Here is a 15,890-nt window from a genome sequence, read left to right as displayed (position 1 = left end):
AAATAATAATTTTTGACTTTTGCTTTATAAATTTTTGTTAAAATTTATTATTAATTAAATTTACGAATGAATCCAGCGGAAGACTATATCCTAAACCAGCCAGAACCTTATCGTTCCATCTTAATGCATATTCAAGTGATTATTGAACATGCTATTCCGGAGGTTGAATTAAAGTATAAATGGCGAATTCCTTGTTATTATTTAGGTGAAACTCCCATGTGTTATTTAAATGCGAGTCATAAAAAACAATTTGTCGATGTTGGGTTTTGGCATTCGGCATACCTCGATAAATTTGATACGTATTTGGTTAGCGAAAACCGTAAAGTAGTTAAATCGCTACGCTATACATCTTTAGAAGACATTGACGATGCCATATTTATTGCCATTTTAGAAGAAGCAAAAAAGCAAAAAGGAAAATCGTTTTACAATAAGTAAATAAACGCTTATAATACTGTAAAGGCAGTTTTTAAAATAATACAGTTGTCGCTAAATCTATAAATATTTAAAATGAATAAATTACTGTAGGCTATGTATTAGCTTACATTTTTTTAGGTGGTTCCAAGTAAAGATTGTAGTGATAGCGGTGTTAAAAATGAAGCTTAATAGAGAAGCAAGCACTATTGCAGAAGCGCGTATTTTTGAAGTAACTTTTACGGTGCCAGTATGTGAGTAAATATAATTAGCAGTGTTCGCTAATTGAAAAAAGCGTTAGTTTCAAAGCAAGAAACTAACGCTTTTTTTTATTTGATATAACGCTTTTTAGTTATGAGAACCATCGCAATACGGCGGATTTTTAGTTAGTTTACAGGTGCAAAGGTGAGCTGTTTTTTCTTCTTCTACCGAAAAAATTAAAGGTGTTGTTGCCTTTGCTGTTTTATGAGCGCCATTGCAAAACGGTTGGTTCTCGCTATGGCCACATGTGCACCATGCATAATTTTTATTCGCTTCTAATTCGCATTTAACAGGAGCGTCGCCTCCTCGTGTATTATTTTCCATAGTATTTGTTTTAGTGACAAGTAAAATACTATTTTAAATAAACTAATAGTGGTTTTAGTTAGAGAACACTGGTAGTTAATAACGATTCTAAATTACTTAGAAGGGGTGATTTAAGTTAGTTTTTGTTTAGGTATTTTATATCCTGAAAATACCTCCAAAAGCAATAACACGTTGTAAATAAAGGAAGTGTTGCGATGCGCTTTCGGCAGTATTGCTTGTAGTACGAATATCAGGCATATTAATATAACCACCTTTTAAATCGAGTTGCATAAAGAAGTGCTTAAAAAACGTGAAGTTAAGTCCAGCATGTATTGACACCCCATAGCCTGCTAAATGAAACTCATCGTATCTTTCTTTTTGTAAAAGTGTTGTATTTGTTTTTGGATATAGAATACCACCAGCTAAACCTTCGGTTATGTTTATTTGAAATTTATCGGTGTTTTGGATATTGAAAAGTTTTGAAATATCGTCATATCTAGAAAATTCGGTATAGATGTAATTTAGACCATTAGTGTGTTCGAACATTAAAAAATCTTCGGAAATAAAGGTTTCATCGTTATTGTAAGTGCCATTGAACTGCGAACCGGTTTCGGTGGCGGGTAAATTTATGTAACCATCTACGGTTTGGTTTCTGTTTCTGTGCATGACATATTTCATGTGGTCTAAACCTAAAGAAACGGTGTATTTATCTGATATAAAATAACCTATTTTGGCATTGGTTTGCGGTATGGTAATACGTGTTGGGTTTAAATAATCGATATGCCAACCTTTAGGTTTGTCTTTTGCAGCGACATCTTTTATAGTAAAATTGTAATCTTCACCTTTAAAATGAATATCGGATCTTGAGAAGGATTCTCTGTTTCCTCCCCAACTAACAAAGAATTTACCTTTATTGGACGCTGTATATTTTAAGGGTTGAATGTCTTGTGCTACGAGGTTAAGTGAAAGCAAAAATAAGGTTAAACCTAAATAAGGCTTTAATATTTGGAATGTCATAATTTGGGAACTATTAAAGAGAATTTACCGTTTTTCTGATGGCTACTAGGTTGCTTAATAATTTTTCTAAATTATCTAAATGTAGCATATTGGCACCATCGCTTTTTGCATTTGCAGGATCGAAGTGGGTTTCTATAAATAAACCATCTACATTATTTACAATACCAGCTCTGGCAATGGTTTCTATCATATCTGGGCGTCCGCCAGTTACTCCAACCGATTGATTTGGTTGCTGTAGTGAATGGGTAACATCTAAAACAGTAGGTGCGATTTTTCGCATGGTTGGAATACCACGGAAATCGACAATCATGTCTTGATACCCAAACATGGTACCTCTATCGGTTATCCAAGCTTTGTTGCTGCCGGCGTCTTTTACTTTTTGTACGGCGTGCTTCATGGCCTCTGGACTCATGAATTGTCCTTTTTTTAGGTTGACTACTTTTCCTGTTTTTGCTGCTGCAACTACAAGATCGGTTTGGCGTACTAGAAATGCTGGTATTTGCAGCACATCGACATATTCGGCTGCTTTAATAGCATCTGAAACTTCGTGAATATCGGTTACTGTAGGAACATCGAAAGTTTCGGATACTTTTCTAAGAATTTTTAAGGCTTTTTCGTCGCCAATACCAGTAAAACTATCTATGCGGCTGCGGTTTGCTTTTTTAAAACTGCCTTTAAAAATATAAGGGATTTCTAGTTTATTGGTAATTGTAATTACTTTTTCGGCTATACGCATTGCCATATCTTCGCCTTCAATGGCACATGGACCACATAATAGAAAAAAGTTATTGGAATTTGTATGTTTTATTTTTGGTACCTCGCTAAGTTGCATGTGCTATAAAATTTAGGCTGCAAAGTTACGAAAATGAGTTTTAATAAAACACCACTGTTTTGGGTTTTGATTATTGCTGGCAGATACGCCCGCGTTAGGGATTGAATGGCCTGTTTAAGCTCCCCGACCTTAGGAGGGAGCGAGTAGTGAAAGCCCTACCCTTTGGGTAACGCCCAACTTATTGTATTACTGTAGGTAACTTGGTTTTAAACGCTTTTGGTTAAACTGTTTTTTATAATCCAGAGTGCCATAGCAAAACTTGCGAAAATAAAAAGACCGCCGTAAACCATAAATTGCTTTATTGGGTAAGAAACGGACACAATTTGAAGCATATCTGATACGAAAGCTAAAATTAAATACGACGAAATGCACACAAATGTGATGCCTAATGTGAAATTTAATTTTTTACTTGGCTTTAATATTTGCCATAAAAATGGAATACCAAATAATAGAATTGGATATGCTGTTAAACCTTCGGTACGATTTACTACAGTGAACCAATAGGCTGTAATGGCAATAAAATATAGGTATGGAACGAGTTTTGTATAATTGGATATGCTTTTCATAATTCTGTTTTTTTAGAGAGACTGTACTTTAATAAACGTAAAAATTAGGAAATTAGTTTTTTGAAATTATGATTATAACATATAATTAACTTTTTATGCTAGTAAAATGTTAAATTAAATAGATTTAAAATTAAATATAGCGTACCTTTGCAGGCTTAAAATAAGGCACTATAATATGGCTACTATTAAAAACATTGCAATTATTGCACACGTTGACCACGGTAAAACTACGTTGGTTGATAAAATTATGTATCACTGTCAATTGTTTCGTGAAAACGAAAACACCGGTGATTTAATTCTTGATAATAATGATTTAGAGCGTGAAAGAGGTATTACAATTACTTCTAAAAACGTATCTGTTGTTTATAAAGGAACAAAAATTAATATTATTGATACACCAGGTCACGCCGATTTTGGAGGTGAAGTTGAACGTGTATTAAACATGGCCGATGGTGTTGTGTTATTGGTTGATGCTTTTGAAGGGCCAATGCCACAAACGCGTTTTGTATTACAAAAAGCGATCGATTTAGGTTTAAAACCATGTGTGGTTGTAAACAAAGTTGATAAAGAAAACTGTACGCCTGATGAAGTACATGAAAAAGTTTTCGATTTAATGTTTGAACTAGGTGCTGAAGAGTGGCAGTTAGATTTTCCAACAGTTTACGGTTCGGCTAAGAATAACTGGATGAGTGACGATTGGAGAAATGAAACTGACAATATTGAGCCATTATTAGATATGGTTATTGAGCACGTTCCGGCTCCTGTATTTCCAGAAGGTACAACGCAAATGTTAATTACATCTTTAGATTTCTCTTCTTTTACAGGTCGTATTGCGATTGGTAGAGTACAAAGAGGAACTATAGTTGAAGGACAACAAATTGCTTTGGTTAAACGTGACGGAAGTATTGTAAAAAGTAGAATTAAAGAAGTCTTTATTTTTGAAGGTCTTGGACGTAAAAAAGTAGATAGTGTTCAAACAGGAGATATTTGTGCTCTTGTTGGTGTTGAAGGTTTTGAAATTGGAGATACTGTTTCTGATTTAGAAAATCCTGAAGGACTTAAATCTATTGCTATTGATGAGCCTACAATGAGTATGTTGTTTACAATTAACGATTCGCCTTTCTTCGGTAAAGATGGAAAGTTTGTAACATCTCGTCATATTAAAGATCGTTTAGAAAAAGAATTAGAGAAAAACTTAGCACTTAAACTAGGTGAAACTGGTAGTGCAGATAAATTCATGGTTTTTGGTCGTGGTGTATTACACTTATCGGTTTTAATTGAAACTATGCGTCGTGAAGGTTATGAGCTTCAAATTGGACAACCACAGGTAATCATTAAAGAAATTGATGGTGTTAAATGTGAGCCTATTGAAGAGTTAACTATTGACCTTCCTGAAACTGTTTCTGGTAGAGCTGTAGAGTTTGTAACTTTACGTAAAGGTGAAATGCTAAGTATGGAAGCTAAAGGAGATCGTATGATTTGCGAATTCTTAATTCCTTCGCGTGGTATTATTGGTTTACGTAACCAATTACTAACGGCAACTGCAGGTGAGGCTATTATGGCACACCGTTTTAAAGAATACCAACCCTTAAAAGGTGCTATTCCAGGACGTATTTCGGGATCTTTAGTATCTATGGAAAACGGAACAGCAATTCCTTATTCTATTGATAAATTACAAGATCGTGGTAAGTTTTTCGTAGAGCCAGGTGAGAATATATATGAAGGCCAAGTAATTGGTGAAAACTCTCGTCAGGATGATATGAATATTAACATTACTAAGGCTAAAAAGCAAAGTAATGTACGTTCTTCTGGAGCAGATGATAAAGCGAAAATTGTACCAGCAATTAAATTCTCTTTAGAAGAAGCTTTAGAATATATCCAAAAAGATGAATACGTAGAGGTTACACCAAATCACTTACGTTTACGTAAAATTTGGTTATCTGAAGTAGACCGTAAAAGAAATAAGACTATATAAATTTAGAAACACTTTTACATTTAGCAGGTTTATATTCATATTTTATTAAACCTGTAAATAAATTACAAAAGGTAAACACCCAAGGTGTTTACCTTTTGTGTTTTATAGCAGTTTGTTTTTGTAATTATAACAGCTTTATTAAAAGCCACTGTACATACGGTTAGTCCTAATTGTCTTGAATAAAACACGTTGAATGATAAGTTTTTAGTAATAAAAGCTAGGTTTTATAAATTAAACTTTTAAACCTTAAATGATTTTGTATATTTGGTTAGATCTTATTAACACAAAACATAATTGGTTCTATAAAACGTTTATATAATTTAAACGCGTTTTGGTGGGTCAAATAAAAAAGGTAATTATCTATTAATTGGGAAAATTAATACAATATATAAACGATAAGGTTTTAGTCAAGATTGCCTCATTGCAAAGTGCCTCGGTATTTACTAGAATATTAGGAGGGATATTAACTTCAAAAGCTATTGCTGTTTTTATTGGTGCCGAAGGTTTAGCCTTAATAGGTAATTTACGAAATTTTGTTAGTGCTTTTCAAACAGTGGCGACCTTAGGGTTTTATAAGGGGATAGTTAAATACATAGCAGAATTTAAAGAAGATACCTTAAACCTTAGTAGAACACTTTCTACGAGCTATTACATTGGTTTTATTGCTACCGTAATGGTTTCTTTCTTTTGTTATTTTAAAGCAGAATGGATAAATACTATAATTTTTCCAACATACAACGATTATGCTTATGTAATTCGAATTTTTGCTATAGTGATTCCTTTTTATTCGCTTAATATGTTTTCCTTTTCTATAATGAATGGGTTTTCAAAATATAAAATTCTAATTATAATTAATATTATTGGTCAGGTGCTAAGCGTCGCCATAGCTTTACTATTAATTTTTCAGAATAAAATTGATGGTGCCTTAATATCGGTTGTTATAGCAGAATCACTTATATTTTTAATTACGCTAGTTGGTATTATTAATAGAAAGAGTTTAATAAGCCAGATTAAGCTAAGTAATGTAAGTTTGGGTGTATTAAAAAAGCTGAGTCCTTACTCGTTAATGGGGTTGTTTACAGCGGTTTTAATGCCTTTTGTTACTATTGCAATTAGGTCTTATATAATTGACAATTTAGGATATAAGGACGCAGGTTTTTGGGAGGCTATGACAAGAATATCAGACTATTATTTAATGTTTGTAAGCTCTTTAATTGTATTATACCTTTTGCCTAGATTTACCGAAATTAATGGTTTTAAAGCCTTTAAAAAGGAAGTGTTAAGTTTTTATAAAACTATAATACCTATAATGCTGGTTGGTTTATTGCTAATATATGTATTGAGACATATAATTGTTTTGATTGTTTTTTCTGATGAGTTTAGCCCTGTGGAAGATTTGTTTTTCTGGCAACTTTTAGGTGATTTTGTTAAGATATTATCTATTGTCATAGCTTATCAGTTTTTAGCTAAAAAAATGTTTTGGCACTATATTTTAACCGAAGCTTTTCTAGTTGTTATTTTATATACCACCAGTGTGTATTTTATTGACTTATACGATAATGTTGAAGGTGCTGTAATTGCTCATTTTGTGAGTTATCTTATGTACTATGGTATTATACTTCTTATTTTTGGTAGTTCTTTGTTTGGGGTGGATGTCGATAAGGAGAGTAGTTAGCTCGTTTAATATAAAATAGCAGGGTTTTATAATTATAGTTAAATAAATTAACTATTTTTACAAAAAAAATGATGAATTTTTTGTATTTCGATCCAGGTTTAGGGGCTATGATTATTCAGGCTATTGTTGCAGGAGTAGCAGGAGTCTTGTTGTTTTCAAAAAATTTATTATATAAAATTAAAAGCTTTTTTGGTTTAGTGAAAGAAGATCATCTTTTTGAAGAAATAGATGACGACTTAAATACAGAAAAAGAAGAAAAACGTGATTAAGAAACAATTTCATCCTGCATCGTTTAGAGATTCTTCAGGGTATGTTTTTTTAGATGAAGATGTTGTAAAACGAGTAGTTAATCCTATTTATTTTAAGCAATATAGAGCTCTTAAAGAAAATGAGTTTTTCGAGAAATTATTTAAGCTAGGACTGTTAATTGAGCATGAGGAAATTGCTTCAAATGCCACAGAAATAATTATTAAACCCGAAAAAATTCCTTTTTTTACTTATCCGTATGAATGGAGTTTTAACCAATATAAGGAAGCTGCACTACTTACTCTTAAACTTCAAAAAATTTGTTTAGAAAATAACTTTTCATTAAAAGATGCTTCGGCATTTAATATTACTTTCTATAAAGGGAAGGCCATATTTGTAGATACCTTGTCTTTTGATTTTTATAAAGAAAACTCACCTTGGCGTAGTTTTAAACAATTTATAGAGCATTTTTTAGGCCCATTAGTTTTAGCTCGATATCATGGTGCTGATGCATTAAAATTAATGACTGGTTTTATTGATGGAATTCCATTAAAATTGTTGTCTTCTATGCTACCATTCAAGACTAAATTAAATCCTTTTTTATACTCAAATATTCATTTGCTAGCTAAGTATGAAGATAAGTATAGTAAAGACAGTAAGGTTAACGATAAGGAGGTAGCGCTTTCCAAAAATGGACAAATAAATATTATTAAAAGTTTATATAATTATATTAAAAAGTTAAGTTTAAAAGAAGATAGTGAATGGGGAGAATATTATGATAAAACCAATTATGCTGTTGATGCATTTAATGAAAAATCGAAAATAATAAATAAGTGGATAGACGAGATACATGTAAAAACCTTAATAGATGTAGGAGGTAATGACGGCACTTTTGTTAGGGAAATTAAGTCTAAGTTAGAAACGGCTCTTGTTTGCGATATTGATAATAATGCGGTAGATTATAATTATAAGACACTAAAAACGAATAAAGAAACTAATGTTTTGCCTTTCGTATTAGATGTTTTAAGCCCAACTCCGGCTATTGGATTTAATAATAAGGAAAGAGATTCCTTTATAAGCCGTATAGCGGCCTTTTCTCCGGATGTAACATTAGCTTTAGCTTTAATACATCATATGTCGTTATCTGGGAATGTGCCATTCGATAAATCTGCGGAATTTTTTGCAACTTTTTCAAAACATTTAATTATTGAATTCCCAAAAAGAGACGATTCTTGGGTTGCATACTTACTAAAAAGAAAAGGTGATTTTAGTAAACATTTTGATGCTTATAACATTGAAAATTTTGAGAATTCATATTTTAATTATTTTGATTTAGTTTATAAATTACCAATTAAAAACACAAAAAGAGTAATGTTCTTTTTTAAGAGAAAAAATGAATAGATTATTTGAATTTTTTAAAAATAAAGCCAAAAGTCCTATACTAGTTGGTTTTATTGTTGGTATTTATCCCTTTTTGTTTTATTATTCTAATAATTATTTCTCAATTAATTCTTGGGAACATTTACTGTTCTTTTCTTTTTTCTTTCTCTTCATTCCCATCTCAATAGCATGTTTTTGTACGTGTTTGTTACTTAAGTTAAGGGATAAGTCTAAGTATATAAATTCCTTCTTTTTCTTCTTTTCAGTTGTTATGAGTGCCATTTTAGTATCTCAAGCTATGTTTTTAGCAATCAACTGGAAACTTTTATTAATTTCAGTTATTGTAGGTTTTATAGGTGCAATTTATTTAGCTAATCATTATTGGAAAGTTTTAGTGTTAATACTAGTTATGGCAGGTATTCCGTTTATTAAATGCGGGGTTAACTTGTCTTATAGTTTAATGCCGAATAATTGGCATGAACAAAAGGACGATATATTAAATGCGAAATTTGTAACTACCCCAAATGTATATATGATTCAGCCAGATGGGTATGTTGGTCGCTCAGTAATGGAAGATTCATTATATAATTTTTCAAGTTCCTTGTATAAATGGTTGGAGGAAAAAGAATTTAAGGTTTATGACGATTTTAGGAGTAACTACCCGGCAAGCTTATCTTCTAATTCATCTATGTTTATTATGCGTCATCATTATTTTGGAGATGTAATAAATCCTAAATGGGATATGGTTTTTACAAGAGATTTTATAGCTGGAAAGAATCCCGTTATTGATATTTTTAAAAGTAATGGTTATAAAACTCATTTTATCGTTGAAGATGAGTATTTTCAACAAAACAGACCGAATAAATCATACGATTATTATAATATAGATTATAGTGAAATTCCTTATTTTAGTAATGATAATAATGTAAAAAAGGATGTTTTTAAAGATTTTAGAAATATTTTTAATAAATCAAAAGATAGCAAAAAACCTAATTTCTTTTTTATTGAAAAATTGTTACCACACCATGTGCATTTTAAAGCAGAAAAAAATAGAGTAGAAGCAGAGCGAAAGGAGTATCTAGCAAAAATTGATATAACCAATGATTGGATTGAAAAAATTGTTCTTGAAATCTCTAAAAATGATCCTAATGGAATAATTATAGTAGCTGCAGATCATGGCGGTTGGGTAGGTCTTAACAGTTTTACAGAGTTAGCTATGGTGGAGAAAGAAGAATTGGTTCGATCTGTTTTTAGTAATTTAGTAGCTATCAAGTGGAATGAAATCGACGCTTTTCCTTATGATAAAGATCTAAAAACAAATGTAAACATTTTTAGAGTGTTGTTTTCGGCTTTAAGTCAAAATTCAACATATTTAAAATCTTTGGAAGAAGATTCTAGTTATAATGTAAGGCATGGTTCATTTTTTTTAGAATCTGTTTATAAACTTATTGATAAACACAATAATGTTGTTTTAGAAAAAAGATAAAAACTTTGAAAACTTACCGTATAGAAAAGTATAAGAAAGAATTCTATGAGGAATGGAATAACTTTTTAATGCTTTCTAAAAACTCTACTTTCCTATTTCATAGGGATTATATGGAGTATCATTCAGATAGGTTTGAAGATTATTCTTTGCTAATATACAAAGACAACAAATTAATAGCTTTGTTGCCGGCTAACATTAAAAATAATGTGTTAACCTCTCATGAAGGATTAAGTTACGGTGGGCTGTTATTGCCAGATAAAATACCTTTTTCTTTGGTTCTTGAGGCACTAGAAACTGTTTTAGAATACCTTTCAATTAAAAAAATTGAAAAGTTAATAATTAAACAAGTCCCAAAAATATATCACCAAAAATTAGCTAACGAATTAGAGTATCTTTTATTTATTTTGGAAGCAAAATTATTTAGAAGAGATTTGTCTATGACAATAAAATTGGATGAAGTAAAAGCTTACTCCAAACTAAGAAATCGAGAAATTAAAAAAGCTATAAAACACGGATTGGTTTTTAAAGAAACGACTAATTTTAAGGAATTTTGGACTAAGATTTTAGTTCCTAACCTAAAGACCACATTTGGTGTTTTACCTGTGCATAATCTAACAGAAATAAGTTCTTTAAACAAATCTTTTCCCGATAATATAAGGCAGTTTAATGTATTTGATAAAGGTGAGTTGTTGGCAGGATGTACAATTTTTGAAACAGGTAAGGTTGCTCATTTACAATATATTGCAACCAATAAACTTATAAAAAAGGGAGCTTTAGATTTTTTAATTGATAGATTAATTACCGATGTTTACAAAGAAAAATTGTATTTTGATTTTGGAATTTCAAACGAAAATCAGGGAAAAAATATAAATTTAGGGTTGTTAAATTGGAAACAAAGTTTTGGTGCGTCTGGGATAGTTCATGATTTTTATGAAATACAAGTTAAAAATCATCCTAGTTTAAAAAACGTTATGTTATGATAAAGTTTTTAGACCTTAATGCTGTTAATGCGAAGTATGAAGATGCATTTAAAAACGTTTTTAACAATTTTTTAAAAACTGGTCAGTATATATTAGGTGAACAGGTGTCTAAATTTGAAGACGAATTTTCGGCATATTGCGGAACTTCCTATTGTATAGGAGTTGGTTCTGGTTTAGATGCTTTAAAACTCATATTTGAAGCCTTTAAATTACAGGGTAAATTAGCGGTTGGAGATGAGGTTTTAGTCCCTGCTAATACCTTTATAGCTTCAGTTTTAGCTATAAGTGAATCAGGTTTAAAACCCATTTTAGTCGAGCCTAATATAGACACTTATAATATAGATACAGGAGGTATAGAAGCCTATATAACCTCAAAAACTAAAGCGATTTTAGGGGTTCATTTGTATGGTAACTTATTTGATGTAGAATCTTTAGAAGAGATTTCAAAAAAACATAATCTACTACTTATAGAAGATGCGGCACAAGCTCATGGTGCCGTTTTTAAAAATTTAAGAAGAGCGGGTAACCTATCTACTATTGCTGCATTTAGCTTCTATCCAACTAAAAATTTAGGTGCCTTAGGTGATGCTGGAGCTATAACAACTAATGATAAAGAATTACATGAAATTATTAAAAGACTAAGAAGTTATGGCGGGTTAAATGTATATCAAAATGATTTTAAAGGGTGTAATTCAAGATTAGATGAGATGCAAGCAGCGTTTTTAAGGATTAAATTATCCGATTTGGATAATATAAATAAGCAAAAGCAGGAATTAGCTAATTATTTTTTAGAACATATAATGTCAAAGCAGATTGTACTGCCAAAAAAATGTAATTCGGGTCAACAAGTTTATCATCAGTTTGTTATTAGATGTAAAAATAGAGATAAACTTAAAGGTTACTTATTAGAACATGGGATTCAGACTATGATACATTATCCAGTTCCGATTCATAAACAAAAGTGTTTTACGGAGTTTAATGATTTGGAATTGCCAATTACTGAAAATATATGCAATACAGTACTAAGTTTGCCGTTCTACACAACACTTACCCAAGCAGAAATTAATAAAATTGTTTCAACATTAAATAATTTTAATTGATGTGGTTTAAAAAATATCAAGATTTATTTCTCGTAAAATTATTTTCAGTTAATTCACTAGGGGTAATTTTAAGGTCTGTTTTAGCAATTATTTCTCAAAAAATAATAGCCATTTTTTTAGGGCCTGATGGTATTGCTTTAATGGGGAATTTAAAAAATGCCTTAGCATTATTTGGCATGGCCTCATCAGCTGGAGTAGATCAGGGTGTGGTAAAGTATCAAGCTAAATTAGAAAACAGAAGGGGGTTATTACAAAAACTATATAGTACATCTCTTGCTTATAGTTTATTAGGTAGTGTTATTGTATTTTTAATTTTGTTTTTTGGTGCCACATTTTGGAGTAATTATTTATTAAAAACATCTAATTATAATTATTTATTTAAAATTCTTTCCTTCACCTTGCCGTTTACTGCTATTTACAATTTGTGTTTTAGTATAATTAATGGTAAATCCAATTATATAAAGGCAACTGTTCTTTCATTTTCAACATATACGCTGTCTAGCTTATTGGTTATTTTTTTGGTTTCTTATTATCAATTATCTGGTGGTGTGTTAGCGGTAATCTTAACACCCATTTTGCACTTATTAGGATTATTAATATTTGCAAAAGAAGAGGTTGTATTATTACTTAAAGCAAGAATAAAATTTTGTAAAATTTTCAAGATAAAGCTAGGAGGATTTCTTGTAATGTCCTTTACGGCTGTTGTATTAAGTAATTTGGTCGATATACAATTAAGAAATTATTTGATAAATAAACTTACTACAGAAGACGCTGGTTATTGGACTTCAATGTCTAGTTTATCTAGTTACTATTTGTCATTTATGGCGGGTGTTTATTCTTTATATGTGTTACCTAGATATGCTAAAATTGAAAAATATAGTAATTACATAAGTGAGTTAATACACATACTTAAATTCATATTACCTGTTTTTATAATTTTGTTTATTGGCATGTATTTTTTTAGAATTACAATAATTAAACTTTTGTACACTGAAGAGTTTCTGCCTATGCAGAGGTTATTTAAATGGCAATTAATTGGCGATTTTGTTAAAATCATATCGGTTGTAATGGCCTATAAGTTAATATCTAAAAATAAATGGAAGTTATTTATAGCAACCGAAGTAGTCTCGTATCTATTACTATATGTGCTAGGAGTTTATTATATTGAAAAAAATGGCGTTGAGGGAATAGTATTTGCACATTTTTTACGTTATTTATTATATCTAATAATAATACATTTTTCAGTCAAGTCTGTTTTTAATAGGAGTAAAAAGTAATATGATTATAAATATTGAAGATTTAGAAATTTTAGATGTACCAAAAATACATGATCCAAGAGGTACTCTGGCTGTTATTGAAAATGATGTCGTACCATTTGAAATTAAACGTGTTTATTACTTGTTTGATGTTCCTAGTGGTTCTCACAGAGGTGGACATGCTCATAAAGGTTTGAGCCAGTTTTTAATAGCTTTAAGTGGTAGTTTTGATGTGTTAGTTAAAGATGCTTCAAAAGAAAAAAGAATCACTTTAAATAACCCGGCAAAAGGTTTGTTAATAACCCCATGTATTTGGCGCGAGCTTGAAAATTTTTCTTCCGGAGCAGTTTGTTTAGTAGTTGCCTCGGAGGTGTATAAAGAGGAGGATTATATTAGTGATTTCACCGATTACTTACTTTATCTTTCTGAACAAAAAGTGTAGTTTTCTTATTAAATAATTTTGACTTGATAAGTAGTTTAAAATAACCGAGGGTGTTTTCTTCTGTTTTAACTTCTTATACATTTCATTTCCTAAAGATTTATCTCCAAAATAACCTGCTAAATAAAGTCTGTTTTTTTGCGATTTTGTTTTGTAATCCGATAAAATTTCAGAAGGGAAATTGTATTTTTTATTAAAAAAGTTAACTAAAAATAGCATCTGTTTATTTAGGGTTAGTCGTTTTTTATAATCTTTTTGATGACTGTAAGATGTGTTGTGAATTCTATAGATATGTAAGGATTCATTTATCCTGCTAAAAGAAGTATTCATAATTAAATCCACTAGAATAGGGTAGTCTTCAATTGTAATACCCAATTCTATGTATTTGTCAAAATCGACATAATTGTATAAATGTTCTTTGTTGTAACAAATGCCTATAGGGTAAATTTGGCCAGTAAGTATTAGTGTTTTGTAGTCGTTCGTATTGCAAGTTTGGTTGTTTTTATTCCTGAATTTTATTGTTTTATTAATGGCGTCGAATTGCTCATCATATCCACTATCAATAAAACCTAAGTTTCTATCTTTGGATAGAGCATCTACCATTTTTTGTAATGCGCAATCTTGTTTTAAAAGATCATCTCCTGCTATGTCAAAAATATAGTTACCGTTGCATCGGTCCAATGTGGCTTTAAAATTTTTTAAAATACCTAGTTGTTTACTGTTTTTTTTTATTTTAAATAAATCTGGATGGTTTTTTTCGTAATCTAAAATGATTTTTAAAGTGTTGTCGGTGGAACAATCATCTCCGACAACTATTTCATAATTAAAATTTACTTTTTGTTTCAGAATGGATTCTAAAGTGTTTTTAATGTGCTTTTCATTATTAAAGGTAATAAGATGTACAGATAGTTTTATGTTAGAACCCATTTTCATTAAGAGGTTATTAGGTGAGTATTAAAATTTTTAATTAACATAATATAAACTACAGGTAAGAAGAATATTTTCTTAATATTTAAATGATGTTACTCTAATATTTTGTTTTAAAAGCATTTTTTTTATAAACTCTAAAAGTAATAATAATAGTCTTGGTGTTTTTAAAAGAATTTTTTGTTTGGTAGATAAATTTTCGAGGTTTATACGTTTTGTTAGTTTGTTAAAGGTTAATGTATCTTGATCTATTTTGTATTGATTAGCATACATGTAACGTTTAAAATCTAAATATTTTTTTAAAGATACATCATTTGGGTTTCTTTTTTCATACTTATAGAGGTTAGGTAATGTTTTGTTTTTAATTCCAATTTGGGTTATTTGGTTAGGAACGTTATGCAAATTAGTTACACATGGCGTGTAGCAATATGCTAGTTTGTGTGCAATTAAATTTTTTAAATAAAAATCTACATCTTCAGCATAAGTTATCATTTCATCAAATAAACTATGCTGATTATATATTTTTTTAAAAGCCATACTACTCGGGCAAATTATGGGTTGAAAAAGATTTAACGAAAAGAAGTCGTCAATTAAAAAGCTATGATTTTTTAAGGAAGGAGAAATGTTTTTTTTAGTTTCAATAGTTTTTGACGCATTATGTTTTTCCAGATAATCTGTTCCGTAAAATGAGGCTTCCGGAAAGTTTTTATATAAAATGTAAATGGTTTCCAAATAATCAACATGCCATAAATCGTCAGCATCTAATAATGCAATAATAGCACCTTTAGAAACAGAAATGCCTTTGTTTCTCGAAGCTGATAAGCCTTTGTTTTCTTGTTCTATGAATGTGGTTTCCTTAAATTGTTTAAGAACCGTTTTAGCCTTCATTAAACTGGTATCCGTAGACCCATCATTAACTATAACAATTTCAAAGTTTTTGTAATTTTGGTTAAGGACACTGTTTAAGGTAGCCTCTATATAGTCGGCTTTGTTATATAATGGTATAACTACAGAGAAAAATGGCTTTACAGACATG

General features: G+C 30.3%; 16 protein-coding genes. 10 read left to right on the top strand and 6 right to left on the bottom strand.

The window, feature by feature from the left end; genetic code table 11:
* Positions 1-66: 66 nt before the first annotated feature.
* On the top strand, positions 67-435 hold the full coding sequence (locus HNQ90_RS15845; RefSeq protein ID WP_144116649.1) for a DUF1801 domain-containing protein: 369 nt from the start codon (positions 67-69) through the stop codon (positions 433-435).
* 324 nt (positions 436-759) lie between these two features.
* Here HNQ90_RS15845 and HNQ90_RS15840 read toward each other — a convergent pair whose 3' ends face one another.
* The 4 genes from HNQ90_RS15840 to HNQ90_RS15825 form a co-directional block, all read right to left on the bottom strand.
* Positions 760-996, bottom strand: a complete 237-nt coding sequence (locus tag HNQ90_RS15840) for a CDGSH iron-sulfur domain-containing protein (protein WP_144116648.1) — start codon at positions 994-996, stop codon at positions 760-762.
* A gap of 135 nt (positions 997-1,131) precedes the next feature.
* The gene (locus HNQ90_RS15835; RefSeq protein WP_144116647.1) at positions 1,132-1,992 is read right to left on the bottom strand and encodes a hypothetical protein; all 861 of its coding nucleotides are present in this window, start codon (positions 1,990-1,992) and stop codon (positions 1,132-1,134) included.
* A gap of 13 nt (positions 1,993-2,005) precedes the next feature.
* Positions 2,006-2,824 (bottom strand): 3-deoxy-8-phosphooctulonate synthase, encoded by an 819-nt coding sequence (kdsA, locus tag HNQ90_RS15830; protein ID WP_144116646.1) that lies wholly within the window; start codon positions 2,822-2,824, stop codon positions 2,006-2,008.
* Between the two features lie 206 nt (positions 2,825-3,030).
* Positions 3,031-3,390, bottom strand: coding sequence for a hypothetical protein (locus tag HNQ90_RS15825; RefSeq protein WP_144116645.1), 360 nt, complete (start codon positions 3,388-3,390; stop codon positions 3,031-3,033).
* Positions 3,391-3,565: 175 nt separating this feature from the next.
* Between HNQ90_RS15825 and typA the strand changes: the two genes are divergently transcribed.
* The 9 genes from typA (at position 3,566) to HNQ90_RS15780 (ending at position 13,930) form a co-directional block, all read left to right on the top strand.
* Positions 3,566-5,365 carry a translational GTPase TypA gene (gene typA, locus HNQ90_RS15820; protein WP_144116644.1) on the top strand — a complete coding sequence of 600 codons (1,800 nt, stop codon included), beginning with the start codon at positions 3,566-3,568 and terminating at the stop codon, positions 5,363-5,365.
* Positions 5,366-5,732: 367 nt separating this feature from the next.
* Positions 5,733-7,040, top strand: coding sequence for an O-antigen translocase (locus HNQ90_RS15815; protein WP_144116643.1), 1,308 nt, complete (start codon positions 5,733-5,735; stop codon positions 7,038-7,040).
* Positions 7,041-7,108: 68 nt separating this feature from the next.
* Positions 7,109-7,309: a hypothetical protein gene (locus tag HNQ90_RS15810; RefSeq protein ID WP_241678368.1), complete on the top strand. Its 201-nt coding sequence runs from the start codon at positions 7,109-7,111 to the stop codon at positions 7,307-7,309.
* Positions 7,302-8,687 (top strand): class I SAM-dependent methyltransferase, encoded by a 1,386-nt coding sequence (locus HNQ90_RS15805; protein WP_144116642.1) that lies wholly within the window; start codon positions 7,302-7,304, stop codon positions 8,685-8,687. Before HNQ90_RS15810 ends, HNQ90_RS15805 begins: the two co-directional genes overlap by 8 nt.
* Positions 8,688-8,937: 250 nt before the next feature.
* Positions 8,938-10,152 carry a sulfatase-like hydrolase/transferase gene (locus HNQ90_RS15800; protein ID WP_172625880.1) on the top strand — a complete coding sequence of 405 codons (1,215 nt, stop codon included), beginning with the start codon at positions 8,938-8,940 and terminating at the stop codon, positions 10,150-10,152.
* Between the two features lie 5 nt (positions 10,153-10,157).
* Positions 10,158-11,132 (top strand): GNAT family N-acetyltransferase, encoded by a 975-nt coding sequence (locus HNQ90_RS15795; protein ID WP_144116640.1) that lies wholly within the window; start codon positions 10,158-10,160, stop codon positions 11,130-11,132.
* Positions 11,129-12,232, top strand: a complete 1,104-nt coding sequence (locus HNQ90_RS15790; RefSeq protein ID WP_144116639.1) for a DegT/DnrJ/EryC1/StrS family aminotransferase — start codon at positions 11,129-11,131, stop codon at positions 12,230-12,232. The genes HNQ90_RS15795 and HNQ90_RS15790 overlap by 4 nt, the downstream gene beginning before the upstream one ends.
* Complete coding sequence (locus HNQ90_RS15785; protein WP_144116638.1) at positions 12,232-13,509, top strand: O-antigen translocase; 1,278 nt, start codon at positions 12,232-12,234, stop codon at positions 13,507-13,509. The genes HNQ90_RS15790 and HNQ90_RS15785 overlap by 1 nt, the downstream gene beginning before the upstream one ends.
* Position 13,510: 1 nt before the next feature.
* On the top strand, positions 13,511-13,930 hold the full coding sequence (locus HNQ90_RS15780; protein ID WP_144116637.1) for a sugar 3,4-ketoisomerase: 420 nt from the start codon (positions 13,511-13,513) through the stop codon (positions 13,928-13,930).
* Here the strand turns inward: HNQ90_RS15780 and HNQ90_RS15775 are convergent.
* Together HNQ90_RS15775 and HNQ90_RS15770 are read right to left on the bottom strand one after the other, a co-directional pair.
* Positions 13,901-14,854, bottom strand: a complete 954-nt coding sequence (locus tag HNQ90_RS15775) for a glycosyltransferase family 2 protein (RefSeq protein WP_172625879.1) — start codon at positions 14,852-14,854, stop codon at positions 13,901-13,903. The genes HNQ90_RS15780 and HNQ90_RS15775 overlap by 30 nt on opposite strands.
* A gap of 78 nt (positions 14,855-14,932) precedes the next feature.
* Positions 14,933-15,889 carry a glycosyltransferase family 2 protein gene (locus HNQ90_RS15770; protein ID WP_144116635.1) on the bottom strand — a complete coding sequence of 319 codons (957 nt, stop codon included), beginning with the start codon at positions 15,887-15,889 and terminating at the stop codon, positions 14,933-14,935.
* Position 15,890 lies beyond the last annotated feature (1 nt).

It is taken from the genome of Algibacter amylolyticus, assembly GCF_014202225.1.
Classification (GTDB): domain Bacteria; phylum Bacteroidota; class Bacteroidia; order Flavobacteriales; family Flavobacteriaceae; genus Algibacter_B; species Algibacter_B amylolyticus.
The sequence above is the reverse complement of the archived record's forward strand: the minus strand, read 5'-3'. Positions and strand labels throughout refer to the sequence as shown.

Bases quoted from the DNA above. Each gene is read 5' to 3' on its own strand.
- HNQ90_RS15845 (WP_144116649.1), top strand. From the start codon at position 67: ATGAATCCAGCGGAAGACTATATCCTAAACCAGCCAGAACCTTATCGT.
- HNQ90_RS15840 (WP_144116648.1), bottom strand. From the start codon at position 996: ATGGAAAATAATACACGAGGAGGCGACGCTCCTGTTAAATGCGAATTA.
- HNQ90_RS15835 (WP_144116647.1), bottom strand. From the start codon at position 1,992: ATGACATTCCAAATATTAAAGCCTTATTTAGGTTTAACCTTATTTTTG.
- kdsA (WP_144116646.1), bottom strand. From the start codon at position 2,824: ATGCAACTTAGCGAGGTACCAAAAATAAAACATACAAATTCCAATAAC.
- HNQ90_RS15825 (WP_144116645.1), bottom strand. From the start codon at position 3,390: ATGAAAAGCATATCCAATTATACAAAACTCGTTCCATACCTATATTTT.
- typA (WP_144116644.1), top strand. From the start codon at position 3,566: ATGGCTACTATTAAAAACATTGCAATTATTGCACACGTTGACCACGGT.
- HNQ90_RS15810 (WP_241678368.1), top strand. From the start codon at position 7,109: ATGATGAATTTTTTGTATTTCGATCCAGGTTTAGGGGCTATGATTATT.
- HNQ90_RS15800 (WP_172625880.1), top strand. From the start codon at position 8,938: ATGAGTGCCATTTTAGTATCTCAAGCTATGTTTTTAGCAATCAACTGG.
- HNQ90_RS15790 (WP_144116639.1), top strand. From the start codon at position 11,129: ATGATAAAGTTTTTAGACCTTAATGCTGTTAATGCGAAGTATGAAGAT.
- HNQ90_RS15785 (WP_144116638.1), top strand. From the start codon at position 12,232: ATGTGGTTTAAAAAATATCAAGATTTATTTCTCGTAAAATTATTTTCA.
- HNQ90_RS15780 (WP_144116637.1), top strand. From the start codon at position 13,511: ATGATTATAAATATTGAAGATTTAGAAATTTTAGATGTACCAAAAATA.
- HNQ90_RS15775 (WP_172625879.1), bottom strand. From the start codon at position 14,854: ATGGGTTCTAACATAAAACTATCTGTACATCTTATTACCTTTAATAAT.
- HNQ90_RS15770 (WP_144116635.1), bottom strand. From the start codon at position 15,889: ATGTCTGTAAAGCCATTTTTCTCTGTAGTTATACCATTATATAACAAA.